26 protein-coding genes are annotated in these 26702 nt (G+C 71.5%); 9 read left to right on the forward strand and 17 right to left on the reverse strand.

Translation table 11 applies throughout. The features are described from left to right. Positions 1 to 149 precede the first annotated feature (149 nt). Positions 150 to 1379: a helix-turn-helix domain-containing protein gene (locus ACFYPN_RS12380; RefSeq protein WP_358756451.1), complete on the forward strand. Its 1230-nt coding sequence runs from the start codon at positions 150 to 152 to the stop codon at positions 1377 to 1379. Positions 1380 to 1469: 90 nt separating this feature from the next. On the opposite strand, the gene ACFYPN_RS12385 is transcribed toward ACFYPN_RS12380, so the two are convergent. Continuing rightward, entirely contained in the window at positions 1470 to 1790 is a 321-nt protein-coding gene (locus ACFYPN_RS12385) for a hypothetical protein (protein WP_358756449.1), read from the reverse strand. Between the two features lie 124 nt (positions 1791 to 1914). Between ACFYPN_RS12385 and nadE the strand changes: the two genes are divergently transcribed. The 4 genes from nadE (at position 1915) to ACFYPN_RS12405 (ending at position 7106) form a co-directional block, all read left to right on the forward strand. Continuing rightward, positions 1915 to 2757, forward strand: coding sequence for an ammonia-dependent NAD(+) synthetase (nadE, locus tag ACFYPN_RS12390; RefSeq protein WP_358756447.1), 843 nt, complete (start codon positions 1915 to 1917; stop codon positions 2755 to 2757). A gap of 390 nt (positions 2758 to 3147) precedes the next feature. Further along, positions 3148 to 4047: an ABC transporter ATP-binding protein gene (locus tag ACFYPN_RS12395; RefSeq protein ID WP_358756445.1), complete on the forward strand. Its 900-nt coding sequence runs from the start codon at positions 3148 to 3150 to the stop codon at positions 4045 to 4047. Next, positions 4044 to 5033 (forward strand): iron-siderophore ABC transporter substrate-binding protein, encoded by a 990-nt coding sequence (locus ACFYPN_RS12400; RefSeq protein ID WP_358756444.1) that lies wholly within the window; start codon positions 4044 to 4046, stop codon positions 5031 to 5033. Before ACFYPN_RS12395 ends, ACFYPN_RS12400 begins: the two co-directional genes overlap by 4 nt. Positions 5034 to 5039: 6 nt before the next feature. Continuing rightward, the gene (locus ACFYPN_RS12405) at positions 5040 to 7106 is read left to right on the forward strand and encodes an iron ABC transporter permease (protein ID WP_358756442.1); all 2067 of its coding nucleotides are present in this window, start codon (positions 5040 to 5042) and stop codon (positions 7104 to 7106) included. A 36-nt stretch (positions 7107 to 7142) separates the two neighbouring features. On the opposite strand, the gene hydA is transcribed toward ACFYPN_RS12405, so the two are convergent. The 6 genes from hydA to ACFYPN_RS12435 all read right to left on the reverse strand — a co-directional run bounded on the left by hydA (position 7143) and on the right by ACFYPN_RS12435 (position 13314). After that, entirely contained in the window at positions 7143 to 8540 is a 1398-nt protein-coding gene (gene hydA, locus ACFYPN_RS12410; protein ID WP_358756440.1) for a dihydropyrimidinase, read from the reverse strand. A 100-nt stretch (positions 8541 to 8640) separates the two neighbouring features. Then, positions 8641 to 9924 carry an aspartate aminotransferase family protein gene (locus ACFYPN_RS12415; protein WP_358756438.1) on the reverse strand — a complete coding sequence of 428 codons (1284 nt, stop codon included), beginning with the start codon at positions 9922 to 9924 and terminating at the stop codon, positions 8641 to 8643. Then, the gene (locus ACFYPN_RS12420; protein WP_358756436.1) at positions 9921 to 10763 is read right to left on the reverse strand and encodes a nitrilase-related carbon-nitrogen hydrolase; all 843 of its coding nucleotides are present in this window, start codon (positions 10761 to 10763) and stop codon (positions 9921 to 9923) included. Before ACFYPN_RS12420 ends, ACFYPN_RS12415 begins: the two co-directional genes overlap by 4 nt. A gap of 219 nt (positions 10764 to 10982) precedes the next feature. Then, positions 10983 to 12425: a hypothetical protein gene (locus ACFYPN_RS12425; protein ID WP_389298000.1), complete on the reverse strand. Its 1443-nt coding sequence runs from the start codon at positions 12423 to 12425 to the stop codon at positions 10983 to 10985. Positions 12426 to 12578: 153 nt separating this feature from the next. Beyond that, a complete protein-coding gene (locus tag ACFYPN_RS12430) occupies positions 12579 to 12959 on the reverse strand; it encodes a PPOX class F420-dependent oxidoreductase (RefSeq protein ID WP_358756432.1) in 381 nt (126 codons plus the stop codon). A 43-nt stretch (positions 12960 to 13002) separates the two neighbouring features. Continuing rightward, positions 13003 to 13314 carry a helix-turn-helix domain-containing protein gene (locus ACFYPN_RS12435; RefSeq protein ID WP_389298001.1) on the reverse strand — a complete coding sequence of 104 codons (312 nt, stop codon included), beginning with the start codon at positions 13312 to 13314 and terminating at the stop codon, positions 13003 to 13005. Between the two features lie 41 nt (positions 13315 to 13355). Between ACFYPN_RS12435 and map the strand changes: the two genes are divergently transcribed. Further along, positions 13356 to 14123, forward strand: a complete 768-nt coding sequence (gene map / locus ACFYPN_RS12440; protein WP_358756428.1) for a type I methionyl aminopeptidase — start codon at positions 13356 to 13358, stop codon at positions 14121 to 14123. Positions 14124 to 14226: 103 nt separating this feature from the next. Here map and ggt read toward each other — a convergent pair whose 3' ends face one another. Continuing rightward, the gene (gene ggt / locus ACFYPN_RS12445; RefSeq protein ID WP_389298002.1) at positions 14227 to 16038 is read right to left on the reverse strand and encodes a gamma-glutamyltransferase; all 1812 of its coding nucleotides are present in this window, start codon (positions 16036 to 16038) and stop codon (positions 14227 to 14229) included. Positions 16039 to 16142: 104 nt separating this feature from the next. On the opposite strand from ggt, the gene ACFYPN_RS12450 reads away from it, so the two are divergent. Then, positions 16143 to 16889 carry a hypothetical protein gene (locus ACFYPN_RS12450; protein ID WP_358756425.1) on the forward strand — a complete coding sequence of 249 codons (747 nt, stop codon included), beginning with the start codon at positions 16143 to 16145 and terminating at the stop codon, positions 16887 to 16889. A gap of 195 nt (positions 16890 to 17084) precedes the next feature. After that, positions 17085 to 17591 carry a DUF4232 domain-containing protein gene (locus tag ACFYPN_RS12455; RefSeq protein WP_358756423.1) on the forward strand — a complete coding sequence of 169 codons (507 nt, stop codon included), beginning with the start codon at positions 17085 to 17087 and terminating at the stop codon, positions 17589 to 17591. Positions 17592 to 18083: 492 nt separating this feature from the next. On the opposite strand, the gene ACFYPN_RS12460 is transcribed toward ACFYPN_RS12455, so the two are convergent. The 5 genes from ACFYPN_RS12460 to ACFYPN_RS12480 all read right to left on the reverse strand — a co-directional run bounded on the left by ACFYPN_RS12460 (position 18084) and on the right by ACFYPN_RS12480 (position 21977). Next, on the reverse strand, positions 18084 to 18944 hold the full coding sequence (locus ACFYPN_RS12460) for an amino acid ABC transporter permease (protein WP_389298003.1): 861 nt from the start codon (positions 18942 to 18944) through the stop codon (positions 18084 to 18086). Continuing rightward, the gene (locus tag ACFYPN_RS12465) at positions 18941 to 19585 is read right to left on the reverse strand and encodes an amino acid ABC transporter permease (RefSeq protein ID WP_327178886.1); all 645 of its coding nucleotides are present in this window, start codon (positions 19583 to 19585) and stop codon (positions 18941 to 18943) included. Before ACFYPN_RS12465 ends, ACFYPN_RS12460 begins: the two co-directional genes overlap by 4 nt. Positions 19586 to 19598: 13 nt before the next feature. Beyond that, positions 19599 to 20483: a glutamate ABC transporter substrate-binding protein gene (locus ACFYPN_RS12470; RefSeq protein ID WP_389298218.1), complete on the reverse strand. Its 885-nt coding sequence runs from the start codon at positions 20481 to 20483 to the stop codon at positions 19599 to 19601. A gap of 116 nt (positions 20484 to 20599) precedes the next feature. Next, positions 20600 to 21343 (reverse strand): amino acid ABC transporter ATP-binding protein, encoded by a 744-nt coding sequence (locus ACFYPN_RS12475; protein WP_358756419.1) that lies wholly within the window; start codon positions 21341 to 21343, stop codon positions 20600 to 20602. Positions 21344 to 21536: 193 nt separating this feature from the next. Beyond that, positions 21537 to 21977 (reverse strand): DUF6278 family protein, encoded by a 441-nt coding sequence (locus ACFYPN_RS12480; protein WP_358756417.1) that lies wholly within the window; start codon positions 21975 to 21977, stop codon positions 21537 to 21539. Between the two features lie 172 nt (positions 21978 to 22149). Between ACFYPN_RS12480 and ACFYPN_RS12485 the strand changes: the two genes are divergently transcribed. Continuing rightward, on the forward strand, positions 22150 to 22929 hold the full coding sequence (locus ACFYPN_RS12485) for an SDR family oxidoreductase (protein ID WP_358756416.1): 780 nt from the start codon (positions 22150 to 22152) through the stop codon (positions 22927 to 22929). 64 nt (positions 22930 to 22993) lie between these two features. Here the strand turns inward: ACFYPN_RS12485 and ACFYPN_RS12490 are convergent, their stop codons facing one another. Genes ACFYPN_RS12490 through ACFYPN_RS12505 form a run of 4 tightly spaced genes read right to left on the reverse strand, consistent with a single transcriptional unit; the run spans position 22994 to position 26574 of the window. Continuing rightward, complete coding sequence (locus tag ACFYPN_RS12490; protein WP_358756414.1) at positions 22994 to 23743, reverse strand: Clp protease N-terminal domain-containing protein; 750 nt, start codon at positions 23741 to 23743, stop codon at positions 22994 to 22996. Positions 23744 to 23802: 59 nt separating this feature from the next. After that, complete coding sequence (locus tag ACFYPN_RS12495) at positions 23803 to 24582, reverse strand: exodeoxyribonuclease III (RefSeq protein ID WP_389298004.1); 780 nt, start codon at positions 24580 to 24582, stop codon at positions 23803 to 23805. A gap of 44 nt (positions 24583 to 24626) precedes the next feature. After that, entirely contained in the window at positions 24627 to 25274 is a 648-nt protein-coding gene (locus tag ACFYPN_RS12500) for an MBL fold metallo-hydrolase (RefSeq protein WP_389298005.1), read from the reverse strand. 13 nt (positions 25275 to 25287) lie between these two features. Further along, complete coding sequence (locus tag ACFYPN_RS12505; protein WP_358756408.1) at positions 25288 to 26574, reverse strand: alpha/beta fold hydrolase; 1287 nt, start codon at positions 26572 to 26574, stop codon at positions 25288 to 25290. Positions 26575 to 26702: the final 128 nt, after the last annotated feature.

Consider the following 26702-nt stretch of genomic DNA (forward strand, 5'->3'; position numbering starts at 1 on the left):
CCTTTGCGCAGGAGTCACGTATGATGACACGAAGCGGCCAACAAGTCAGTCACCCCCCACCAGGCTGTCACCCGCGCCGGTTCCCCGCCGAGGACGCACGGCCCTCGAGCAGGCCGCCGGACATTCGAGTCGCAAGGAAAGTGGTTCGCATGCAATACCTGGAGCAGCCGGCCTTCGGAAAGACGGTCAACAGCCTGCGCCGCGAGCGGGGCATGTCCCAGGCCGATCTGTCCGGCGAGGGCGTTTCCTCGAGCTACGTCTCGCGGCTGGAGTCCGGTCACCGCGCCCCCACCCCCCAGGCGGTCCGGCACATCGCCGCACGGCTCGGCGTCCCGGAAGACGCTTTCCAGGCCAGGTCCCCCCAGATCGTGGCCGCGCTGCACGCCCAGGGCGTCGCGGCGCTGGAGGACTCCCGGCTGAAGGCGGCCGTGGACATCCTCGGAACGGCCGCCGCGGAGGCGAAGGATGCCGCCCCCGAGCTGCTGTGGCAGGTCCTGTGGAATCTGGCCCGCGCCCACCAGCAGCTCGGCGACCGCGTCGAGACGCGCCGCACGCTCGCCGAAGCCCTGGAGGTGGGGAACACCCTCGATTCCCCGGTCCTCCAGGTCAAGTCGCTGATCGAGTTGTCCACGTGCGCCCGCGTCGCCGGGGACGTGGAGGAGGCGATCGCCCATGCGTCGCACTCCCTCGCCCTCGCCGAGCAGCACTCCGACATCACCCAGGCCGACGTCGCCCGCACTCTGCTCGCGCTGGTAGCCGCGGAGTCCGAGGCCGGCCGGATGGCGGACGCCGCCCGCCACTCCGAGCAGGCGCAGCACATCCCCTCCGACGAGCTGGGTCCCCTGTGGGTCCGGGTGTTGTGGACCTCGGCCACCGTGGCGGTCCGCCAGGGCTCCCGGGAGCGCGGTCTGGAACTGCTCGAACGGGCCCTGGAGGCGGCCGACCGCAAGAACGACCTGCTCACCTGGGGCCGGCTGCGGATGGCGGCGATCTCCCTGCGGCTGCGTCTGCAGGAAGAGGTCACGGAGCAGGTGTCCCAGTGGTTCCGGGAGGCCGAGACCGTGGTGGGCCTGATCGGTGATCAGGTGCACCGGACCGAACTGCAGGCCATCGAGGCTCGGATGGCCTTCGTCCAGGGAGACCTGGAGAGGGCCGCCACCCTCGCGCGCAAGGTGCTCGCCGAGCCCGAGACGCTCGCCCACCAGGACCGCATGCGGACCGAGATCCTGCTCCACCAGGTGCAGATCGCGCTCGGCCGCACCAACAAGTCGGTCTCGGCCCTCCGTGAGGTCGCGGAGCGGCTGCAGAGCGGCGGGAACCTCGACCTCTCGGCGGAGGCGTGGAAGGCTTTGGCCGACGCCCTGGTCAACGCCGCCTGACGGCCCCGAGGACGCCGTACGCCGGACGCCCCTGTGCGTACGGCGCACCGGACCGCCCTCCGGGGGTGCGGCTCGCCCGTCCGGGCGGGGTCACAACCAGTTCGCCCACCCGAAGGCGAGAAGGTACGCCCGGCGCCAGGCGGGCGACTCGTTTCCGACGCCCGGCAGACACATCACCGCGTACGCCGTCAGGAACAGGGCCGCGAAGGCTGCCACGACGAGCAGTCCGGTGGTGAGACCCACCAGGATGCCCACGATCACGGCGGCCAGGAGCACGACGACCGCACCGCCGTGGGCCGCGGGCAGGTCGGACCGGAGCACGTCCCGCCCGGCCCGGCGCGCCGCCCGCAGGTCGGTGTCGTACCGCCGTCGCGCCGCCGCCGGGTCGGCCCCGGGCCACTGCTCCATCATGTCCCCTCTTCGTTCCGGGCCGCGGAACCACCCCTGTGACCTGCGGAAGAACCGGAGCGTGCTGCCGGTGCGGCGCGACCGCGCCGACTTCTCCTCGTAACGGAGCGGCCAGTACAGTACGAGAATGGTGACCCTCAGGCAGCAGATTATCGCCGATCTCGGCGTCAGGACGGCAGTGGAACCGAAGGTGGAGATCCGGCAGCGGGTCGACTTCCTCAAGGACTACCTGCGGTCGACCCCGGCCAAGGGCTACGTGCTCGGGATCAGCGGCGGGCAGGACAGCACGCTGACCGGCAAGTTGTGCCAGCTCGCGGCCGAGGAGCTGCGGGCCGAGGGGCACGGGGCCACCTTCCTCGCGGTGCGGCTGCCGTACGGCGTGCAGGCCGACGAGCACGACGCGCAGATCGCGCTGGAGTTCATCCGCCCGGACCGGTCCGTCGTGGTGAACGTCAAGCCGGGCGCGGACACCGTGTCCGCAGAGGTCGCCCGCGGGCTGGCCCAGCTGCCGGAAGAGGAGCCGGAGCTCCGTGACTTCGTGCGCGGCAACGTCAAGGCCCGCGAGCGCATGGTGATCCAGTACGGACTCGCCGGACAGCTGGGGCTGCTCGTGGTGGGCACCGACCACGCGGCCGAGGCGGTGACCGGCTTCTTCACCAAGTACGGCGACGGAGGGGTGGACCTCACCCCGCTGACCGGCCTGACCAAGCGTCAGGGTGCGGCGCTGCTGAGGGAGTTGGACGCCCCCGAAAGCACCTGGGAGAAGGTGCCGACGGCGGACCTGGAGGACGGCCGGCCCGCACTGCCGGACGAGGTGGCGCTCGGCGTGAAGTACTCCGAGATCGACGACTACCTGGAGGGCGCGGAGGTCACCCCCGAGGTGGCGGCGAGGCTGGAGTCGCTCTACCTGGCGACCAGGCACAAGCGCACCGTCCCGGCGACCCCGCTCGACGACTGGTGGAAGAACTGACCGAGGGCCACCCGACGGCCGGGGCCGCCGAGCAGCCCGGCCGGACGGACGGCCCGGGTCGCCGCCCCCCGGACCGCCGAACCCGCCCCCTGAACGACCCGTGCCGCCGAGCCGAGCCCGGCCGCCGACCGCAGCAGCGTCGGCCGCCGGGCTTCGCGCTGCCCGGGGCCGGCGCGGTCCGGCCCCTCCCGCGCGTGGGTGAATCGAATCCGGGCCGCCCAGCGCCCGGTTCACGGTTCCTGGCGGCCCCCGCGGGTCTCGCACCTCTCCCGCTCCCGCCCCGCTCGCTCTCCCGAGCGGGCGCCCCGGAAAGTCCCCCCGCCCCATCGTCGCCGTCTTGTGACCAGGGGTGATGTTCACAGCTACCTAAGGGCAGGCTAACCTAAGCCCATGAGAGCTGGTGAGAGCATTTCCGGCGCGGCGTACACCCCTGTGGCTGTCGGCGCGCCACCTGCGCGCGGTCACGGGCTGTCCGCCGACACGGTGACCGTCGCCTACGGCCGGACGGACGTCGTGCACGCGGCGAGCCTCGCCCTGCGGCCCGCCGAGGTGACCGCTCTGGTGGGCCCCAACGGCAGCGGGAAGTCGACGCTGTTGCGCACGCTCGCCCGGCTCCAGCACGCACGCAGCGGCTCGCTCACGGTGGACGCCGGCACCGAGGAGGCCACCGACGGCTTCGCACTCGGCGCCCGCGAATTCGCCCGGCGCGTCGCGCTGCTGACGCAGTCCCGGTCCACGCCGGGCGGCCTCAGCGTCCGGGACGTGGTCGAGTTCGGCCGCTACCCGCACCGGGGCCGCTGGGGCCGTCCCGACCCCGACGGCTCCGCCGCGGTGGACCGCGCCCTCGCCCTCACCGGCGTCGAGGACCTCGCCGGGCGGGGCGTCGAACAGCTCTCCGGCGGGCAGCTCCAGCGCGTGTGGCTGGCGAGCTGCCTGGCACAGGAGACGGGCGTCCTGCTCCTTGACGAGCCGACCACCTACCTCGACCTCCGCTACCAGGTCGAACTCCTCGACCTGATCCGCGATCTCGCCGACCTCCACGGCATCGCCGTGGGTGTCGTCCTCCACGACCTCGACCAGGCGGCGGCCGTCGCCGACCGGGTCGTCCTGCTCCACGCGGGACGCGTCGTCGCCGACGGCGCGCCCGAGGACGTGTTCACCCCCCAGTCGTTGTCCGACGTCTACGGAATCCGTATCGAGGTCGACACCGATCCGTCCACGGGCCGGTTGCGCACCCGCGCGATCGGCCGCCACCACTCCAGATCCGAAAGGCCCAGTACCTCCTCATGAAGCGTCACCTCCTCGCCGCGGCCACCGTCGCCGTCGCCGCCCTCTCGCTGACCGCTTGTGGTACTTCGGAGCCTTCCACGGACGATTCCGCCGCCTCCTCCGTCAAGCCCGCCTCGCAGAAGATCACCGTCACGGACGCCACCGGCACCAAGGTGACCCTCGACGGACCCGCGACCAAGGTCGTCGCCACCGAGTGGAACGTGATCGAGGACCTGGTCACCCTGGGCGTCGCCCCCGTGGGCGTGGCGGACGTGAAGGGTTACGCCGCGTGGAACACCGCGGCCCCGCTCACCGGCAGCCCGAAGGACATCGGCACCCGTGGCGAGCCGAGCATGGACACGGTCGCGGCCCTCGCCCCTGACCTCGTGGTCGCCACCGACGACCTCTCCCCCGACGTCGTGGCGCAGCTGCGCAAGGTCGCCCCGGTCATCCAGGTCACCTCCGCCGACGGCGCCGACCAGATCGGCACGATGACCGAGGGACTCGACCTCATCGCGCAGGCCACCGGCAGGACCGCCGAGGCGGGAACGGTGAAGAAGGAGTTCGAGGCGAACATCGCCGAGAACAAGAAGGCCCTGGAGGACGCCGGTCTCGGTGGTGCCTCCATCGCCTCCGCCGACGGTTACGTCGATGCCAACCAGGTCTCCGTACGCGCCTTCACCGGCACGTCCCTGCTGGGCGCGATGAACGAGCGGCTCGGCCTGAAGAACGCCTGGACCGTCGAGGGCGACAAGGCATACGGCCTCGCCACCACCGATGTCGAGGGTCTCACCAAGCTCGGTGACGTCCACTTCACCTACGTCGCCAACGACGTGGACGGCGACGCGTTCGCCGACAACCTCGCGAAGAACGCCGTCTGGAAGTCGCTCCCGTTCGTCGAGGACGGCAACGTGCACCGGCTGCCCGACGGCGTCTGGATGTTCGGCGGTCCCCGCTCGATGGAGGCGTACGCCGACTCCCTCGTCGACGCCCTGACGAAGAAGTAGCGCGCCGTGGCCGTCATCGACAACACCGCGGTCGGCCGTGACCGCACCGCCGCGGCCACGACGGGCGCGGTCGCGGTGACGGCCGGGCTCGTGCTCCTCGTCCTGTTCCTCGCCGTCGTCGACATCACCCAGGGCACCGCCGACGTCGGCGCCTCACAGGTTTGGGACGCGCTCCTCGGCCGGGCCGACACCAGCGACTCCTCCGTGGTGATCGCATCCCGGCTGCCGCGCATGGTCGCGGGCATCCTCGTCGGGCTGGCGCTCGGCGCGGCCGGTACCGCCCTCCAGGCCGTCAGCCGCAACGTCCTCGCCGCGCCGGACACCCTCGCGGTGAACGCCGGCTCGTACCTGGCGCTCGGCGTGGTCGCCGTCACCGGCACCACGCTGCCGTTCCTCGCCTCCTCCGGCGCCGCGTTCGTCGGCGGGCTCGCCGCCGCGGCCGTCGTGCTCGGACTTTCCGGGCTCGGGAAGGGGACGGTGCGTCTGGTGCTCGCCGGCAGCGCGCTGATGCTGGGACTCAACGCGGTGACCGAGGCGCTGCTGCTGCTCTTCCCCCAGAGGACCGAGGGTCTCTACCGCTGGGGACAGGGCGGCATCGGGCAGAACGGGTTCGACGGGGTCCAGCAGATGGTCCCGTTCGTCGTGGTGGGTCTGGTCGGGCTGCTGCTCGTCGCCCGCCGGGTCGACGCGCTCGGCCTGGGCGACGACGCGGCCCGCGGACTGGGGGTGCCCGTCCGTGGCACCCGGATCACCACCGTCGTGCTCGCCACGCTGCTCTCCGCGGCGGCCGTCACGCTCGCCGGCCCGATCGGCTTCGTCGGCCTCTGCGCGCCCGCGCTCGTACGCCCCCTGGCCCGTCGGTTCCGCGGGCTCGTACGGTTCCGCGTGGGGATGCCCGTCGCCGGGCTGATGGGCGCCGCGCTGATCCTCGGCGCGGACGTGGCTCTGCGGGCGCTGGTCCCTGCCGACCTCGCCGTCGAGGTGCCCACGGGCGTCGTCACGACCGTGGTCGGCGGCGCCTTTCTGGTCGCGATGGCGCTCCGCACCAGGGACACCGCCTCGGCCGAGGCGCCGGACCGGCTGCGGATTCCCGGCCGGACGGCGTACCTGGTCACCGTGGCCGTGCTCGTCGTCGCCCTGTTCGGCGTGATCGTCGCGGCGGTGCTCGTCGGAGACGCGAAGCTGTTGCTCGGCGACGTCGTGAACTGGGCGCAGGGGCGGTCCGGACGGGTCGTCACCTACGTCCTGGACACCCGGGTCCCCCGGGTGCTGGCGGCACTCCTCGCGGGCGCCGCGCTGGCCCTCTCCGGCACCCAGGTGCAGGCCGTGACCCGTAACCCGCTCGCCGAGCCGGGCATCCTCGGTGTCACCGGCGGCGCCGGTCTCGGAGCCGTACTCGTCGTCACCACCGTGACGGCGGCGAGTTCCTGGATGATCGCCGGTGCCGCGTTCGCCGGGGCGGCCGTCGCCTCCGGGCTCGTCTTCGGACTGGCCGCGCGGACCGGCTTCGGGCAGAACCGGCTGGTCCTGCTCGGGATGGGGGTGTTCGCCACCACCACGGCGCTGATCAGCCTGGTCATCGTGGTCAGCGACCCGTTCGACACGACGCGGGCGCTGACCTGGCTGTCCGGCTCCACCTACGGCCGGAACCTGCCCGATGTGCTGCCCGTCGCGGTGGTGCTCGCGGGGGGCCTCGTGTGGTCGGTGGTACGCCGCCGGGAGCTGGATCTCGTCGCGCTCGACGAGAACACCCCGAGGCTCCTCGGCCTGCACCTCACCCGGGCGCGCCTCGGCTTCCTCGTGACGGCGGTGCTGCTCGCGGCGAGTGCCGTCGCGGCGGCGGGCCTCATCGGCTTCGTCGGTCTGGTCGCCCCGCACGCCGCGCGGGCGCTGGTCGGCCGGCGGCACGCGCGGGTCGTCCCGGTGGCGGTGCTGCTGGGAGCGATCCTGGTCTGCCTCGCGGACCTGGCCGGCCGTACGGTGATCGCCCCCGCGCAGCTCGGCGCGGGCCTGATGACCGCCGTCATCGGTGCCCCGTACTTCCTCTACCTGCTGGTCCGCACCCGCCGCTGAGCCGCGGGACAGCCCGCAGGTGCGTCCGGGCCGCGCTCAGTGGGCGAACTGGCAGATCCCGCGCGGCAGATAGGTGCCGTGCCCGGCGTGTCCGACGTAACTGCGCTTGTCGATCACCGTGACGCCGCGCGAGATCACGGTCTCCACCCGGCCCGTCAGGCGCTTGCCCTCATACGCCGAGTAGTCGACGTTCATGTGGTGGGTCGCGGCCGACACGGTCTGTTCGGTGTGCGGGTCGTAGAGGACGATGTCGGCGTCGGAGCCGGGGGCGATGGTGCCCTTCTTCGGGTAGAGCCCGAACATCCGGGCCGGCGTCGCGCAGGCGATCTCGATCCAGCGGCGCAGCCCGATGTGTCCGTCCACGACGGCCTGGTGGAGCAGGTCCATCCGGTTCTCGACGCCGGGCATGCCGTTGGGGATCTTCGAGAAGTCCCCGCGGCCCATCTCCTTCTGCCCCTTGAAGCAGAACGGACAGTGGTCGGTGGAGACCACCTGGAGGTCGTTCGTCCGCAGCCCGCGCCAGAGCGCCGCCTGGTGCTCCTTCGGTCGCAGGGGGGTCGAGCAGACGTACTTGGCGCCTTCGAAGCCGGGTTCGGCGAGGTTGTCGGTCGACAGGAAGAGGTACTGCGGGCAGGTCTCACCGAATACCGGGTGGCCCTCGTCGCGGGCGCGCGCGATCTCGGCGACGGCCTCCTGCGCCGACACGTGCACGACGTAGAGGGGCGCCCCGGCCACCTGGCTGAGCTTGATCACCCGGTGCGTGGCCTCCGCTTCGAGCAGCGCCTTGCGGACCTCGCCGTGGTGGCGGGGGTCGCGTTCGCCGCGCGCGAGCGCCTGCTCGACCAGGACGTCGATGGCGAGGCCGTTCTCGGCGTGGGTCATCACCAGTCCGCCGTTGGACGCCGCTCGCTGCATGGCCCTCAGGATCTGGCCGTCGTCGGAGAGGAACACCCCCGGGTAGGCGGTGAAGAGCTTGAACGAGGTGACACCGGCCGAGACGAGCTGGTCCATCTCCCGGAGCGAGGAGGCGTTCACGTCCGACATGATCATGTGGAAGCCGTAGTCGATCGCACATCTGCCCTCCGCCTTCTCGTGCCAGGCGTCGAGCCCCGCTGCGAGCGACCCGCCCTTGGACTGGATGGCGAAGTCCACGATGGTCGTCGTGCCGCCCCAGGCGGCGGCCAGGGTTCCGGTCTCGAAGGTGTCGGAGGCGTACGTGCCGCCGAAGGGCATCTCCATGTGGGTGTGGGCGTCCACCCCGCCCGGGATCACGTACCTGCCGGTAGCGTCGATCCTGCGCCCGGTCCACCCGTCGGCCACGTCGCTGCCGTGGGCGGCGAGCGCGATGACGCGGCCCCCCTCGATCAGCACATCGGCGTGGATCTCGTCGGACGCGGTGACGACGAGACCGCCGTGGATCACGGTACGGCTCATGTGCCTCTCCTCGCTGTGCCGGGAAGGGACCCACGGGGGATGGGCCCCGGTGCGTGGTGATCGGGGGCGGTGGAGGCGGCGGGCGGACGCCGCCTCCGGGTCATCGGGCCGCGCGCAGGGCCTCGCCCAGGATCGACGCGCCCTCCTCCGCCTCGGCGACGGAGAGGGAGAGCGGCGGGGCGACGCGCAGCACGCTGGTGCTGTGTCCGCCGCCCTTGCCGATGAGCAGTCCGCCCTCGCGCGCCGCTTCCAGGACGGCGGCGGCGGCCTCCGGGTTCGCCCGGTCGGTGCCGGGTTCCACCAGTTCGATTCCGATCATGAGGCCGCGCCCCCGGACCTCGCGCACCGAGGGCACGGGGGCGGCGAGGGCCCGCAGGCGTTCGATGAGGAGTCCGCCGACCCGGCGGGAGTTGCCCTGGAGGTCGTGGTCGAGGAGGTACGTCAGGTTGGCGAGGCCGGCCGCCATGGTGACGGGTGAACCGCCGAACGTGGAGATGGAGTTGGCATCCAGGCAGTTCATCACCTCGGCGCGGGCCACCACTCCGCCGATGGACATGCCGTTGCCGATGCCCTTGGCGAAGGTGAGGATGTCCGGCGGACCGTTCTCGGCGTGCGCCTGCCAGCCCCAGAAGTGGTCACCGGTCCGTCCCCAGCCGGTCTGCACCTCGTCGGAGATCCACAGCACGCCGTGCCGGTCGAGCACCTCGCGGAAGGCGGCGTACAGGCCGTCCGGCGGCGAGGTGAAGCCGCCGACCCCCTGGATCGGCTCCGCGATGAGCGCGGCGGGCCCCCGGGTGTGTCCGAGCAGGTCCTCCAGGTCGCGTACGCAGGCCGCGATGAACTCGGCGTCGGTCAGCTCCGCGTACGGCCCCCTGGTCCGGACCCCGCCGTGCACGTACAGGGTCTGGAGCGGGGAGAGACCGGTGGGCGACCAGCCCCGGTTGCCGGTCACCGAGACGGTCGAGAACGACCTGCCGTGGTAGCTGTTGCGCATCGCGAGGATCTGGTTGGACCCCCGGTAGGTGGTGGCGAGCAGCAGGGCCGTGTCGTTGGCCTCGGTGCCGGAGGTGGTGAAGAAGACCCTCGCGTCCGGGATGCCGGAGAGGGTGGCGACACGTTCGGCGAGCTCCACCAGCGGGCGGTTGAGGTAGAGGGTGGAGGAGTGGACGATCCGCCCGGCCTGCTCGCTGATGGCCTTCGTCACCTCGGGCAGCGCGTGCGCGGTCATCGTGGTGAGGATGCCGCCGAAGAAGTCCAGGTAGCGGTTTCCGTCCGCGTCCCAGACATGGCGCCCCTCGCCATGGGTGATCTCCAGCGGGCGCTCGTAGTAGAGGCTGAGCCAGTCGGGGCTGACGGCGCGGTGGCGCGCGAAGAGGCCGGTCACGGCTCCACCAGCCCGTCGTACGCGTCCGGACGGCGGTCGCGGTAGAAGGCCCACTGGTTGCGGACGTCCTCGATCAGATCGAAGTCCAGGTCCCTGACGACGAGTTCCTCCTCCTTGTCGCTGGCGACGTCACCGACGAACCGGCCGCGCGGGTCGACGAAGTAGCTCGTGCCGTAGAAGTCGTTGTCGCCGTACTCCTCCCGGCCGACCCGGTTGATCGCGGCGATGAAGTACTCGTTGGCGACGGCGGAGGCGGGCTGCTCCAGCTGCCAGAGGTGGCTGGAGAGTCCGCGCGAGGTCGCCGACGGGTTGTACACCAGTTGCGCCCCGTTGAGACCGAGTTGCCGCCACCCCTCGGGGAAGTGCCGGTCGTAGCAGATGTAGACGCCCACCTTGCCGACCGCCGTGTCGAAGACGGGCCAGCCGGCGTTCCCGGGTTTGAAGTAGTACTTCTCCCAGAACCCCTTGACCTGCGGGATGTGGTGCTTGCGGTACTTGCCGAGGTACGAACCGTCGGCGTCGATCACCGCGGCGGTGTTGTAGTAGAAGCCCGACTGCTCGATCTCGAAGACCGGCACCACGACGACCATGCCGGTCTCGCGGGCCAGGTCCTGCATCCGGGAGACCGTGGGGCCGTCCGGCACGGGTTCGGCCCAGCGGTAGTGCTCCGGCTCCTGAACCTGACAGAAGTAGGGGGCGTTGAACACCTCCTGGAAACCGATGATCTTCGCCCCCTGCCGGGCGGCCTCGCGCGCGTGCTCCTCATGCTTGGCGATCATGGATTCGGTGTCGCCGGTCCAGGTCGCCTGGACGAGTGCGGCGCGAACGACGTGGGACATGAGCTGCTCCTTCGACGCGACGTCAGAGCCTCTACGCGTTTTCTACGCGGGTGGACACGGAAGGTAGGAGGAGAACGTAAGCCCCTCCCCACGGCGGGGCAAGACCGTCGCCGTGAACCGGCCGAGTCGATCACATTTCGCACCCGAGCGGTCCGTCCTCCCGCCGGGACACGCCGGAAGCAGCCCGGACGGGCCCTCGGACGGGCTCATGACGGTCCGTCAGACGCCTGCGATGCCGGCGACCCGCAGGGCGTGCACGAGGTCCCACTCCCGGGCCGCCGACACCGTGCGTGCCGCCGCGAGGAGTTGCGGTACGAGACGGGGCGGACCCGCCCCGGCGATGCGGGCGGCGTCCTGCGGGGATCTGACCCGGACGAAGGCGCCCAGCAGTTCCTCCGCCTCGGCCTGGCGGCCCGCCAGGTCCAGTGCGACCGCCGCGTCGGCGATCTCCTCGGCCGGCCGGGAGGCGCCCTGCCGCAGGAGCTGCGCGCAGTCCTCGCCGCGTCCGGCCTCGGCGAGGGCTCCGACCGCCGCGGCCAGCCCGGCGGGCGGCAGCGAGGACACCTCCCACAGCAGGGTGGCCCAGTCGGCCCCGAGACCGGCGAGCCCCAGCGCCACCGCGAGCACCGGCAACCGCCCGGCGGGCCAGGCCGCCGCCTCGCAGAGCACCGCGTACGCCTCGCCCGTACGCCCCTCCGCGCGCATCGCCAGGAGCAGCGTGACCACGTCGGCGGCGGCCCGCACCACCTCCGGGTCGGATTCCCGCACCGGGACCGGCACGTCGGGGTTCGCAGCCTCCTCCCGGGTGGCACCGCCGAAGCGGGCACCCCGGGGCTGCGGCGCGGACGGCGCGGCGGAGGGCAGCAGGGGGAGCACCGAAGGTGCGGGGCCGGCCCCGTCGTCGGCGTCGAGGCCGGCGAACCGGGCACCTCGCAACTTCGCCCGCACCGGCTTCGGCGCGGGGCCTGCGGGGCTCCGGGGCGCGGGCACGGAAGGCACGGCGGGCGCGGACCCGGCGGACGTCGGCACAGCAGGTGGCGAACCGGCATGCCCTGTACGGGTGTTCGGAACAGCCTGGTCCTGACCGGCGGCTCCGGATGCCTCGTGGGGGCCGGCCGCCCCGGGAGCGTCTTCGTACCCGCCGTACTCGCCACCCTCCGCCCGGAACCAGTCCCGGGGGGCCGTGATCGCCGACAGGCGGCTGCGGAGTTCGGCGCAGCGGGCGGAGGCGCGACGGTGGTCGTCCTGGGCCCAGGCGAGCGCCTGCCGGTCGGCGGTCGGTGCTCCGCGCATCCCTGCGGCGCGGAGCCGGCGGGCCGCCCCCTCCTGTTCGCGGATCATCAACTCCAAGCGGTGGTAGAGCTCCTGGCGCCCTCCCGGACGCCTGTCGTGGGCTGCCGCCGAGGCCGAGTAGAGGGAGGCCGCCCGCACGGACTCCTGTTCGGCGAACCGCGTACCGCAGGAAGCGGCCAGATCCTGCAGGAGCGACTCGACCACGTCCCAGGGCGGGATTTCGACTCCGTCGAAACAGGCCCGCATCCCGGCGGGGTCACGTCGGGTGAAGACTCCGTACCACCCGCTCCCGGGGTCCAGACGGGCGGCCAACTCCCCCAGGAAACGCGCGAACTCATCTATTTCTAGCGCTTGCTGATGCACCGTCATCGCCGCCCTCGTCGGCCCTCGGCTGGAACCCTCCAGTCAGCTCGCATTCGACCGCAGCCGTGTTACGCCACGGCTACGACCAGTTTTCGAGTCCGAGGCACCCGAAGCACGGACGGCCCAGGCGTAGGAGTGCGCGCCCGGGGCCGCGCCCCCTCAGAAGGTCACCGCGATCCCGGTGTGCGGCCGCTTTCCGAGCCGTACGACCATGGCCGGCCAGTCCACCAGCCAGAACTTCCATGAGTACTTGCGGGCCAGCGCCTTGCGTACGACCCCCATGTCCGCCCCTTCGACGAGCCGGGCGGTCCCCTCCGCACTGGCCGCGCCCTCCGCGATCCGGCCCTTGACGTCGCAGACCGTGACGCGAACCCTCGCGGTGTGGCGAAGCCGCTTCACCTTCCAGGAGTCGGAGCGGGTCCAGACGTAGAGCGTCCCGCCGTCGGCCGCAGCCCATACGGGCGTGGCGACGGGGGTGCCGTCCTTGCGGTAGGTGGTCAGGCTGACGTACTCGCTGCGGGCGAAGTCCTGGAGAGTCACGGACCGAGCGTAGAGGGTCCCGGCGCGGGCGCGGCGACACCCCTCAGGCACCCAGCGGCAGCAGGTAACCGACCGGGGCGGAGTCCTGTCCGGCTTCCGGCACCGTGTCGGGCTCCCGGGCACAGCCCGCGAGGATCTGGTCCAGGGAGAGTCCGAGGGCTGCCGCGAGGGCCGCCACCGTGAAAAAGGCGGGCGTCGGGGCGCGGCCGGTCTCGATCTTGCGGAGGGTTTCGGCGGAGAGACCGGCGCTCGCCGCGACGGCGACCATGCTGCGTGCGCCGCGCGCCTCACGGAGCAGGGCTCCGAGCCGCTCGCCGCGCAGGCGCTCTTCGGGGGTCAGTGGCGTTCGTACCATGCCGTCATTCTAATACCGCATCGACCGGTATAGTAATTGGCATGGTGCAACTCAAGACAGAAACCTCCCTGGCCGCGATGCGCGAGGCCGGCCGAGTCGTGGCGCAGATGCTGAACGCCGTGCGCGAGGCGGCGAAGATCGGTGTCAGCCTGCGCGAACTCGACGCCGTGGCGCACGAGGTGCTGCGCGGTGCGGGCGCCGGGTCGCCCTTCCTCCACTACCACCCGCACTTCGCGCCCGTACCCTTCCCCGCCGTGATCTGCGCGTCGGTGAACGACGCGATCGTGCACGGCATCCCGGGCGGCTACCGGCTGCGCGACGGCGACCTGGTCAGCATCGACGCGGGTGCCACCCTGGACGGCTGGGCCGGCGACTCCGCGATCAGCTTCACCGTGGGCCGCGCCCGGCCCGCCGACACCCTGCTGATCGACACCGCTTACGCGGCGCTGGACGCGGGCATCGCGGCAGCCACTGTGGGCAACCGCATCGGCGACATCGCCCACGCGATCGGCACCGTCTGCCGCGCGGCGGGGTACGGCATCCCCGAGGGGTTCGGCGGCCACGGCATCGGCCGGGCCATGCACGAGGACCCGTCCGTACCGAACGAGGGGCCCCCGGGGCGGGGGCTCCCCCTCCGCCACGGCATGGTACTGGCGATCGAGCCGATGCTGATCGCCGGCGGCGGAGACTACTTCCGGCCGGACCCGGACGGCTGGACGCTGCGGACCACGGACGGCAGCCGCGCCGCCCACGCCGAGCACACGGTGGCCATCACCGACGACGGCCCCCGCATCCTGACGGCACTGTGAGAACACGGCCCGTGACACGCGGGGCCCCTGGGCCGCAGACCGGTCCGGGATCGCAGACCCCGATCCCGGACCGCAGACCCCGGTCCCGGTCCCGGTCCCGGACTCAGCGCCTGCCGTTGCTCGGTGTCACCACCATGGCCGAGCCGCCACCCCGGCGTACCGTCTCGGCCGCCGCCAGCCAGCGTCCGTCGGGCAGCCGCTCGACGCCGGTGGCCGCGCCGATCTCCGGGTTCAGCTTGAACACGTGGCCCAGCGACTCCAGTTGGGACCGCAGCGGGCTGTCCCACAGGGCGGGCTCGATCTCGGTGGCCGCCGCGTTGCGCTGGCTGGCGCGCGGCGCGGCGATGGCGTCGACGAGCGGCAGCCCCCGGTCGAGCCGGCTGGTCAGGGTCTGGAGCACGGTGGTGATGATGGTCGCCCCGCCGGGCGATCCGAGCGCCAGCACCGGCTTCCCGTGGTCGAGCACGATCGTCGGCGAGATCGAGGAGCGCGGGCGCTTGCCGGGGCCGGGCAGGTTCGGGTCGTGCACGGCCGGGTTGGCGGGAGCGAAGGAGAAGTCCGTCAGCTCGTTGTTGAGCAGGAATCCGCGTCCCGGCACGGTGATTCCGCTGCCGCCGGTCGACTCGATGGTGAGGGTGTAGGCGACGACGTTGCCCCACTTGTCGGCGGCCGTCAGATGGGTGGTGTTCTCCCCCTCGAAGGTCGTCGGGGCGGCAATTCCACCCTTCGCGCAGGGAGCCGGGGAGCTCGGGTCGCCGGGCGCCAGCGGACTGGTCAGTACGGCGTCGTCCCGGATGAGGCAGGCACGCGAGTCGGCGAACCGCTGGCTGAGCAGTCCGGCCGTGGGGACGTCCTCGAACGCCGGGTCGCCGACCCAGCGCCCCCGGTCCGCGAAGGCGATCCGGCTCGCCTCGATGAACCGGTGCAGGTACTGCGCCTGGCTCGCCCTGGCGATGTCGGTGGACTCCAGGATGTTGAGGGCCTCCCCGACGCTGGTACCGCCGGACGAGGAAGGCGCGATGCCGTAGACGTCGAGTCCGCGGTAGCCCACCTTGGTCGGCGCCTGCCGCAGCGCGCGGTACGCCTTCAGATCTTTGGTCGTCAGGTCGCCGGCCCGGGCTACGCGACCGGACGCGGGGTCGACGGGAGGTTTGCGCACGGTGCGCACGATGTCGTCGGCCAGGTCACCCCGGTAGAGCTCGTCGACCCCTTCGCGGCCGAGCTTCTCGTACGTACGGGCCAGGTCCGGGTTCTTGAACACCGAGCCCACCAAGGGTAGTTCGCCACCGGGCAGGAAGAGCTTCGCGGTGGCCGGGAAGTCGGCGAACCGCTCCTGGTTCCCCTCGGTCTGGCTGCGGAAGGTGCCGTCGACGACGAACCCGTCACGGGCCAGGCGCTCGGCGGGTTTCAGCAGGGTGCCGAGCGACGCGGTGCCCCAGGTGTCGAGCGCCTTGTCCCAGGTGGCGGGGGTGCCGGGAGTGCCGATGCTGAGACCGCTGGTGACGGCGTCGTTGAAGGCGAGCGGCTTGCCGCCCTCCAGGAAGAGTGAGGAGTCCGCGCTGCGGGGCGCCGTCTCCCGGCCGTCGATGGTCTGCACGGTACGGGACTTGGCGTCGTAGTAGACGAAGTACCCGCCGCCGCCGATCCCGGCCGAGTACGGTTCGGTGACTCCGAGTGCTGCGGCCGTCGCCACGGCCGCGTCCACGGCGTTGCCGCCCTTGCGCAGCACCTCGATACCGGCGGCTGTGGCGTCCGCGTCCACGCTGGCCACCGCTCCCCCGTAGCCGGCGGCCACCGGCGTCTTGGCCGGTGAAGCGGGTCGCGGCGACGAGCCGGCGGGGGCTGCCGCCCCGACGGACGCCACCACCGCGAGCACCGCCAGAACCGATACGTTCCGTCCGACAGGTCGACGCATGCGTACCTCCAGTTGACGATCGTCCGCGCAGGGTAACCCCGGCCCGGCCGGATCGTCAGGACCGCCTCGAACGGACACCCGGATGCCCGCTACTATCCCCGGCCATGACCGACGACGTACGCAACATCGTGCTGGGCGTCATCGCCGCGGGGATGAGCGCCGCTCTCGGCTGGATCTCACGCACCTACCTCTGGCGCCGCAAACTCCGCCGCAAGCAAGCCTTCTTCGGACTTCCGGCCAACTCCGAATGCCTGCTCGTCGTCAACCGCGACCCGGGGACGGACGGTGCGGTGCACCGTCAGGACGTCTTCGCACTGCTGGAGTTGGCAGCGATGATCAAGGACTGCGACGCGCATGCGCAGATCCTCTCCCACGACGCGGCCCGGCAGGGTTTCGGCGAACGCACGGAATACTGCGTCGGCGGTCCGGGGTCGAACCGACGTACGGCCGCCCACCTCCAAGCCCTACTGCCCGGCCTCCGGGTGAACACGGACCGCGAACCGGGCCCGGACCGGGCCTCGTTCCGTATCGGGACGGAGCACTACCCGGTGGTCAAGGGTGTGCTGGAACACGTGCTGCTGGCCCGGCTGAGCATCGGCGGGGAAAGGCGCCCGGTGTTCCTCCTCTGCGGCCAGCGCGCGATCACCAACCAGGCCGCCGCCCGCTATCTCACCCGCCATCACGAGAAGTTGGCGCGCACCTATCGCGACTCGACCTTCTGCCTGCTTCTGAAAGTCGTCAATTCCGATGCGTACGGCCCTGATGTGGTGGAACTGGTCGCGGACGTGACCCGTGCCGCGCAGGCTCCTGTCCCGGCGGCGGTCCCGGCCGCCGACCGTGCCGCCGGCTGACCGGCCGTCCCGGGAACACCACTGAGCGGTCGCCCGTCGTGCGTCCCCACGGCGGCAGCCCGTGGGGAAGATTCCGCTGTGACGATCCTGGGACATCGTCCGGGGGCGATCCGGTGACAAAGGGGGCATGAATGGCCTCGACCGTGGTCCTGGCGGAGAACTGCCGGCGGCCATCGAACAAGGCAAGGAGCGTTCATGCGCACCCACCGGAGGATCACCGTCACCCTCGCCGCCACCGTACTGGCCGGTGGCGCCGTCACGGGAGCCGTGCAGGCGTCACCCGCGCCGGGCGGCGGCAGCGCTCCCTCGGCCTGCCGCCCCGCCAACCACACGGCGGAGATCACCGTGGCGGACAGCACCGCGGGGCACCGCCACTACCGCGTCACCCTGACCGCGCCGCGCGGGTACGCGTCCTGTGAGCTGGCGGGTTCACCCACCGACCTGCGGTTCCTGGACCACGGCTCGGACCGTGGGATCACCGCCGGCCGCTACGGCAGCCGGCAGACCGTGGTCGCCTTCGGCCCCGGCCACCCGGCGCACTTCGACATCCAGGTTCCGAACGACAGCCGCGCAGTCCCGGCCGACGAAGCGTCGTTCACGCTCCGGGCTCCAGGCGGGGAGATCCCCGGCACGTCGTTCGCCGAGGGCACGCTCAAGGTTGCCACCGGCACCCTCGTGGGCCCGGTCCAGCAGGGCGCCTGATCCCAGTCCAGCGCGGGGACGATGTAGGTGAGGATGCCGAGGAGGATCGCGCCCTCCAGCAGCCCCAGCCCGTACGTCCACAGGGGCCGCCGTGTACTTGCACGACACCGCACAGCGGCGCGCACGCGGGCAGCGCCGCCCCGCCGTGCAGGCAGCCTGCGCCGGCGGCTCCACGACGTCGGTCGACGGCGCCTCCCCCTCCCCCTGTCCCGTGCCATGGGCCGACCGACCGGCCCCGGACAGCAGACAGGAACGGGCCTTCGTCGTGCATCCCCACGACGACGGCCCGTTCTCCGTCAACAACACCTTCCGGTACTTCGGCTGGGCAACGCCCCCTCTGCCTTCCGGCGGGTGCACCGGCATACAGCTGACCTTCTCCCCGCGCGGGCCGGGGCCCGGGAAAACGTCCGGGTTCCCGGCGCGTGGGAGGTGATCTCCGGCTGCTGGCCGGTCGGGGTGTCCGGACACCCACCTGGGGTCCCCGGACAACCTTCAGGGCAACAGGGGTCCTGGTCCGGCCGGGGACACTTCCACGGCCTCCGTCTTCGGGTTGCGGCGCTGGCGCCTGGCCATCCAGGTGGCGAACCACGAGAGGAGCATGCACATCCCGATGTAGATGGGGGAAATCACCATCACGACCGGGATGAACGGAAGGTCGTAGTCGAGGTTCGAGGCGATGAGCTTCCCGGCGTGGAGGAACTCCTCGTAGGTGATCAGATAACCGAGCGAGGTGTCCTTCAGGGCCACCACGAGCTGGCTGATGATCGTCGGCATCATCGCGCGTACGGCCTGGGGCGCGAGGACGGAGACCGTGACCTGCGTCTTACGCATCCCCAGCGCGTACGCGGCCTCCCGCTGTCCGCGCTCGACGGAGTTGATGCCGGTACGGAACACCTCGGCCAGCACCGAGCCGTTGTAGAGGGTCAGCCCGGCGACCAGGGCGGGCAGCGGCTGGACCTTCAGTGCCACGAAGATGAAGAAGATCATCACCAGTACGGGCATGGCCCGGAAGAACTCGACCAGCAGGGTGGCGATCCAGCGCACCGGGCGGTGTACGGAGAGCCGGCCGACGGCCAGGACCGCGCCGAGCGCCAGCGAGAGCACCGCCGCGTACGCGAACGCCTTCAGGGTGTTGCCGAGCCCGCGCAGCAGCAGCTCCTGAATGCCCTTGTAGGTGAAGGGATTCCACTTGGCGGCGGCGAACTGGCCGGTGTGGATCAGGAGGTAGACGATCCAGCCCAGGAGGGCGGCGACCAGAATCGTGGCGGCGATCCCGTAGAGGAAGTGCCGCTTGCGGGCTTCGGGGCCCGGGATGTCGTAGAGCGCGGTGGCGGGTGCGGCGTGGGTGGTCATCGGGCCACCCCCCAGCGCTTTTCCAGCACCGTGAAGAGCGCGCTGATGGCCAGCGTGATGATCAGGTATCCCACGGCGATCCAGACGAAGGTCCAGATGATGCTGTAGCCGAGTTCGTTGAGGGTCTTGTAGGTGCCCAGCAGCTCGGTGACGCTGAACGCCCCGGCGATCGCCGAGTTCTTGGCGAGCGCGATGAGCGTCGAGCCGACCGGCGGGATCACCGAGCGGAACGCCTGGGGCAGTACGACCGTGTTCAGGGTCTGCCCGAAGGACATTCCGAGGCTGCGGGCAGCCTCTCCCTGGCCGGTGGGCACCGTGTTGATGCCGGAGCGCAGCACCTCGCAGATGAACGCCGAGGTGTAGCAGCCGAGCGCGAGGACGGCGAAGACGTTGAACGGCAGTACGAGGCCGAAGCGCGGCAGACCGAGGAGGACGGCGAAGAACAGCAGGGTGAGCGGGGTGTTGCGCAGCACCGTCACCCAGACGGTGCCGACGAGCCTGAGCGAACCGACCGGGGCGACCCGGAACGAGGCCATGACGAAGCCGAGTACGAGGGCCAGGAGCGAAGCGAAGACGGTGAGTTCGAGGGTCCCGAGGAACCCTTTGCCGTAGAGCGAGAAGTTCTCTGTCAGTACGTCCATGGTGGCCGGTCCCTCAGTTCGCCGGGTAGCGGTCGATGGGCGGCGGCTTCGGCGCGGGTACGCCGGACAGCCCCAGCGTCGCTTCGAACGCCTTCTTCCAGTTGCCGTTCTTCTCGTTCTCCTCCAGTGCGTCGTTGATCGCGGCCCGCAGGGCGTTGTCGCTGCGCGGCACGCCGATGCCGTACGGCTCCTCGGAGAAGGGCTTGCCGACGACCTTCATCTCGTCCGGCGCCTTCGCCGCGAAGCCCAGCAGGATCGCGTCGTCCGTGGTGACGACGTCGACCTGGTAGGTCAGCAGGTTGTCGACGCAGATGGAGTACGTGTCGTAGGCGACCAGGTCCGCTTCGGGGTGGTCGGCGGCGATGCGCTGGTAGGGGGTGGACCCGGCGGCCGAGCAGACCGTCTTGCCCGCCAGATCCTGCGGGCCGTGGATGTCGTTCTCGTCGGTGCGCACCAGGAGACCCTGTCCGGCCATGAAGTACGGGCCGGCGAATCCGACGAGCTTCTTGCGCATGTCGTTGATGGTGTAGGTGCCGACGTAGTAGTCGATCTGACCGTTCTGCAGGGCGGTTTCACGGTTGGCCGAGGCGATGGTCTTGAACCGGACCTCCTTGGGACCAAACCCGAGGTAGGCCGCCACCATCGTGGCGATCTCGATGTCGAATCCGGAGTAGATCCCGGTGGCCGGGTCCTTCTCGCCGAGATAGGGCTGGTCCTCCTTGGCACCGATCACGAGACGGCCCCGTCTCTCGGCCGCCGTCCAGGTCTTCGACGCGGGGAGCCGGAAGCCGGTGTTCACGGTGTAGTGGGGCAGCTCGCCGGCCTTGGGCCCCTTGACCGGCGGGCTCCCCTCCTTGCCGCATCCGGCGGCGAGCGCCGTCAGCACCAGGCCGACCAGCAGCGCGGTGACCTTCTTGGGCGCGACCGTCTTCGCGGTGACCTTCTTCGGCGCGCGCGTCTTCGCGGTGATCTTCTTCGCGGCGTTCTTCTTCGTGCGCAACGCGGAGCCTCCCGTCAGTGCTTGAGGATCTTGGACAGGAAGTCCTTGGCGCGGTCGCTCTCGGGGGCGGTGAAGAACTCCTCCGGAGTGCGGTCCTCGACGATGAGGCCGTCCGCCATGAAGACCACGCGGTTCGCGGCGGACCGGGCGAAGCCCATCTCGTGGGTGACGACGACCATGGTCATTCCGTCGCGCGCCAGCTGCTGCATGACCTCCAGCACCTCGTTGATCATCTCCGGGTCGAGCGCCGAGGTGGGCTCGTCGAAGAGGAGCGCCTTGGGGTCCATGGCCAGAGCGCGGGCGATGGCCACGCGCTGCTGCTGGCCCCCGGAGAGCTGCGCGGGAAACTTGTCGGCGTGCGCGGCGAGCCCCACACGCTCCAGCAGTTCGCGGGAGCGGGCGTCGGCCTCCGGCCTCTTCCGCTTGCGCACCTTCATCGGGGCGAGGGAGACGTTGGCCAGCACGGTCTTGTGCGCGAACAGGTTGAACGACTGGAAGACCATGCCGACTTCGGCTCTCAGTCGGGCCAGTCCCTTGCCCTCTTCGGGGAGCGGCTCACCATCGATCGTGATCCGGCCCGACTCGATCGTCTCCAGCCGGTTGATCGCACGGCAGAGGGTCGACTTGCCGGAGCCGGAGGGGCCGATGACCACCACCACCTCCCCGCGTCCAACGGTGAGATTGATGTCCCGCAGAACGTGCAAGTCTCCGAAGTGCTTGTTGACGTCCCGCAGATCGATCAACGGATCGACGGCCATACGCTGCCCTGCCCATGTGTCGCTGTGTGTCGGCTCAGCGGAAACTATCCGCATGGGTAAGGCACTTCGCGCCCGACACGCAAACAGGGCAAAAGGCTGTTTATCTAGATGGGGTCACCGGGTGCCTCAGCGACGGGCGGTCAGCAGGCGGAGGGCCGGCGGACCCACGGGTGGGGGCCGGTGGCCCGCGGCGTCATTCCTCGGCCGCCTCCGCGTACACCTGGGACAGCTCCGGGCTGCCGTAGAGCGCCCAGTCGAGGCCCGCTCCGACGACGTCGATCTCCCGCCCGGAGGCCAGCAGCACGACGGGCTGCCCGCTCGGCCAGATGTCCCACCGGGCGCCCGGCACGGTCCGCACCAGTACGGTGCCGAGGTAGAGGCCCGCGTCGTTCCCGAGCCAGGGCACCTCCTCCGGGTCGTCGCGCCAGCGGGGCGGCAGCTGGTCGAGCGCGGTCAACGATCCCGGGGTGTCGTCCAGTTCGAGTCCACTGCTCCCCGCGCGGACGCGCAGCAGCTCGCACTCGGCGAGGACTTCCGCGAGGCCTGCGGGGTCGGTCGCGGCGGTCTCCGCCAGCGTCGCCGTACGCGTACCGCCTTGACGCTTGCGCCAGTTGTCCAAGAAAGGGATGTTCACCCCACAAGAGTCGCACCTTCGTCCCGCCGTACGCCACAGGGCGCGCGCCGCCCCCGTGAGGGCTGTACCGAGATCGTGGTGGCGCACCCGCCAGGATTCAGGACCGGCGGGACAGCCCTCGGGCGTGGTACCCCCTCCCGGAGGAGAACCGGCTGCTCCGTAGGCTGCGGGGATGAGCACACACGACTACCTCTCCGGACTCTTCTCCCTAGAGGGCAGGACCGCCCTCGTCACCGGCGGGAGTTCCGGCATCGGCCGGGCGATCACGGAGGCACTCGCCCGTGCGGGCGCGGAGGTCACCGTCGTGGCCCGTCGCGAGTCGGAACTGAAGGCGACGGTGGACGAGTTGACCGGGGCCGGCTGCCGCGCCGGCTGGGTGAGCGCGGACCTCGCCACGACCGGGGGGGTCCGGCGGGCGGCCGACGCCGTGGTCGAGCGGTCCGGGGAGCCGGACATCGTGGTGAACTGCGCCGGCATCAATCTGCGGCCGCCGATGGGCGAGCTGGACGAGGACGTCTGGGACGTCACGATGGCGGTCAATCTCAAGGCCCCCTATCTGCTCGGCGAGCGGTTCGGGCCCGGGATGGCGCAGCGCGGGTACGGGCGGTTCATCCACATCACCTCGCAGCAGGCGCACCGCGCTTTCGTCAACAGCGGGGCGTACGGGGTCTCCAAGGGCGGACTGGAGTCGCTGGCCCGGTCGCAGGCGGAGGCCTGGTCGCCGCACGGGGTCACCGCGAACACCCTGGTACCCGGGTTCGTGATGACCCCCCTGAACACCCGGCTCTCCTCCGACCCGGAGAAGGTGGCCGCGCTCGCCGCCCGCACGATGGTGGGGCGCAACGGCCTGGCCGAGGACTTCGCCGCCGCGGCGGTGTTCCTGGCCGGTCCGGGCTCGGGGTACGTGACCGGCCAGTCGCTCTTCGTGGACGGCGGGCTGTCCGTCCACTGAGGACAGCGCGTACCGGGGCGTCCACCGCGCGGATGCCACGGGCGGACGCCCCCGCGCGGACGGGTCAGGCGCCGGGCCGGTTCCGGGCCGCCCCGGTGACGGTCGCGAGCAGCGTCTCGGTGGTCGCGGACGCTTCCCGCTTGTCGATCCCGAGGCCGGTGAGGACCCCGTCGCCGCCCTCGTGCTCCAGCAGGGCCAGCAGGATGTGCTCGGTTCCCACGTAGGCGTGGCCGAGTCGCAGGGCCTCGCGGAAGGTGAGTTCGAGGACCTTGCGGGAGCCGGCGTCGTACGGGATCAGCTCGGGAACCTCGTCGACGGCGGGCGGCAGGGCGGTGAGGGCGGCGGCGCGGACGGTTTCCGGAGTGACGCCCAGGGCCGCGATCACCCGGGCACCGACGCCCTCGGTGTCGCCGACGAGGCCGAGCACCAGGTGGGCGGGGAGGACCTCGGCGTTGCCTGCGCGATGCGCCTCGTTGTGGGCGGCGACCGCGACGTTCCGGGCGCGCGGGGTGAAGCGGGCGAAGCCCTCGTCGGGATGCAGGTCGGCGGACTCGTCCGGCTTCTTCGGGACGAAGCGCTTCTGGGCGGCCTGCCGGGTCACCCCCATGCTCCTGCCGATGTCGGTCCAGGAGGCGCCCGAGCGGCGGGCCTGGTCCACGAAGTGACCGATGAGGTGGTCGGCGATGTCACCGAGGTGGTCGGCTGCGACGACCGCGCCGGAGAGCTGCTCAAGGGCGTCGGAGTGGGACTTCTTGATGGCCTCGATGAGGTCGTCGAGGCGCACGGGAGGGTTCACGGATGCCGGTTGCGTCATGCGTCAACCGTAAGTTGACACCCGAACGGGTGTCAACCTTCGGTTGTCAGTAGCAGCGGTCAGAGCTCCAGGTCCACCACGACCGGCGCGTGGTCGGAGGCGCCCTTGCCCTTGCGTACCTCACGGTCGACGTACGCGTCCTTCACTGCGGCGGTGAAGGAGGCGTTGCCGTAGGCGAGGTCGATCCGCATGCCCCGGTTCTTCGGGAAGCCCAGCTCGCGGTAGTCCCAGAAGGTGAACGGGTGGTCGTACTTGAGGGGGCGGGGCACGACGTCGCTCAGCCCCTCCTCCCGCAGGGCGGCGAGGGCGTTCCGCTCGGCATCGGTGACGTGGGTGGCGCCCACGAAGAGAGCCGGGTCCCAGACGTCCTCGTCGGTGGGCGCGACGTTGTAGTCGCCCAGCACCGCGAAGGGGCGAGCGGCCGCCGCGTCCGTGGCGACCGCGCCGCGCAGCGCTTCCAGCCAGCGCAGCTTGTACGCGTAGTGCTCGTGCGTGACCTCGCGGCCGTTGGGGACGTAGACGGACCAGAGGCGGACGGGCCCGCAGGTCGCGGAGATCGCCCGGGGCTCCTCCGTGCCGTCGTACGCGGGGCCGCCCGGCAGGCCCGTGACCACGTCGTCGAGGCCGACCCGGGAGATCAGCGCCACGCCGTTCCACCGGCCGGTGGCGTTGACGGCGGAGGCGTAGCCCAGCTCCCGCAGCTCGTCGGCGGGGAACTGCTCGGCCGTGCACTTGGTCTCCTGGACACACAGCACGTCGGTGCCGCTGCTCTCCAGCCAGGCCAGCAGCCTCGGCAGCCGGGCGGTGATCGAGTTGACGTTCCACGTGGCGATGCGCATGGGACCAACGTAACGGGTGCCACCGACAGCCGGGGCAGGGGCGCTCAGAGCCCGGTACGCTCCCCCGGCGCCATCCTGCCGTGGTCGCTGCCGCCGAGCGCCCCGATCTGACTGTCGTAGATCGGCCGGGCCAGGTCGGTGAGGAGGGCGTCGTGGATGTCGATGGCCCGGCGCGGCTCGACCTCGCGCACGTAGTCGATGACCTCCGAGATCTTGTTCCAGGGGGCCATCACCGGCAGCAGCAGGGTGTCGACCGGCTGCTCGGGGACGGTGAGTGCGTCGCCCGGGTGGAAGACCGCACCGTCGACGAGGAAACCGACGTTGGTGATGCGCGGGATGTCCGGGTGGATCACCGCGTGGAGTTCACCGTGCACCTGGACGTCGAACCCGGCGGCGCTGAAGGTGTCGCCGTGGCCGACGGTGTGCACCCGCCCGGGGAAGGCCGCTGCCAGCTGCTCGGCGACACTGCGCAGCGTCCAGATCTCGGCCGCCGGGTTGGCCTCCATGGCCGCGCGCAGCCGGTCCTCGTTGAAGTGGTCCAGGTGCTCGTGGGTCACCAGGAGCACATCGGCGCCGACGGCCTCGTCCCCCCCGGAGAAACCCCCCGGGTCGATGACGAGCGCCTGCCCGTCCTTGTCCAGCCGGACGCAGGAGTGATGCTTCTTCGTGAGGGTGAGAGGCGATGCGTTCATGGTTCCCATCCTGCTACGCGGGCGGTGTCGTTTCTTCCTGGATCACGGATTGGGCCACCGCGAACGCGGCGCCGGCCGCGGGGATGCCGCAGTACACCGCGCTCTGGAGCAGCACTTCCTTGATCTCGACCGGTGTGAGGCCGTTGCGCAGCGCCGCCCTCAGGTGTGCGGCCAGGCCCTCCAGCCGTCCGGACGCGATCAGCGCGGTGAGCGTCACGGCGCTGCGGGTACGGCGGTCGAGACCTTCGCGGTTCCACACCTCGCCCCACGCGTAGCGGGTGACGAGGTCCTCGTAGTCGGCGGTGAACGCGTCGGTCGCGGCGCCGGCCCGGTCCACGTGGGCGTCGCCGAGCACCTCCCGGCGGACCTTCGTACCGATCGCGTGCCGGTCCGTACGCTCCGTGTCGTCCGCGCGCGGGGCCGGCGGCGCGATCTCCGCGACGGGCGCGTACGGGGCGGAGAGCGGCGGGACGGCGGCGGGCGGCGCGGCACCAGGTACCGGAACGGCCCCCAGCGTGTCCTGCCAGGTGGTCGAGAAGTGGGTGAACAGCAGGTCCATCACGGCGGCGGGCTGTTCGACCGGCGCGAGGTGCGAGGCCCCCGGCACCAGGGCGAGGCGGGCGTCGGGGATACCCGCGACCAGGGTGCGCGCCTCGGCGGGGCCGGTGACCCGGTCCTCCGCACCGACCACGACGAGCGTGGGCACACCGATGCGGCCCAGCTCGCCGCGGATGTCGAAGGACGCGAGCGCCTCGCAGGCGGCGATGTAGCACCCGGGGTCGGTGGTGCGGACCATCTGTACGGCCCACTCGACGATGGCGGACTGTGCGGCGGCGAACCCGGGTGTGAACCAGCGCTCGGGGGAGCTGCGGGCGATGGGCTCCAGGCCGTTGGTGCGGACGACCACCCCGCGCCCGCGGAACTCGTCGGCGCTGCCGAACCTGGGCGAGGCCGCCACGAGGGCGAGCGAGGCCACCCGGTGCGGGTGGCGCAGCGCGAGGTCGGCGCCGACCGCGCCGCCGATGGAGCAGCCCGCGTAGCCGAAGCGCTGGACGCCGAGGGAGTCCAGGGTGGCGATCAGCCGGTCCCCGAGTTCGGCGACGGAGACCGCCGGACGGGCCGGCGCGCCACCGTGGCCCGGCAGGTCGTAGCGCAGCACCCGGTAGTGCTGGGAGAGGTCCGGTATCTGGCGGTCCCACATGTGCCAGGTGGTGCCCAAGGAGGGCCCGATCACCAGGACCGGGGCGTCTTCCGGCCCGTCAAAGCGGTATTGCAGGGTGTTCGGCAGTGTCTCGCTCACCCGGCCGACCCTCTCATCTCCGCCGATCTCCCACAGAACCGGGTCGCCCCTACCGGCTGCGCCCCTTCGCCTTCACTGATGATGGGCTCGGGTATGGGAACTCCCGGAATGCCTCTGCCGAGGACACC

It is taken from the genome of Streptomyces sp. NPDC005576 (genome assembly GCF_042871745.1).
In the GTDB taxonomy this organism is placed as follows: Bacteria; Actinomycetota; Actinomycetes; order Streptomycetales; family Streptomycetaceae; genus Streptomyces.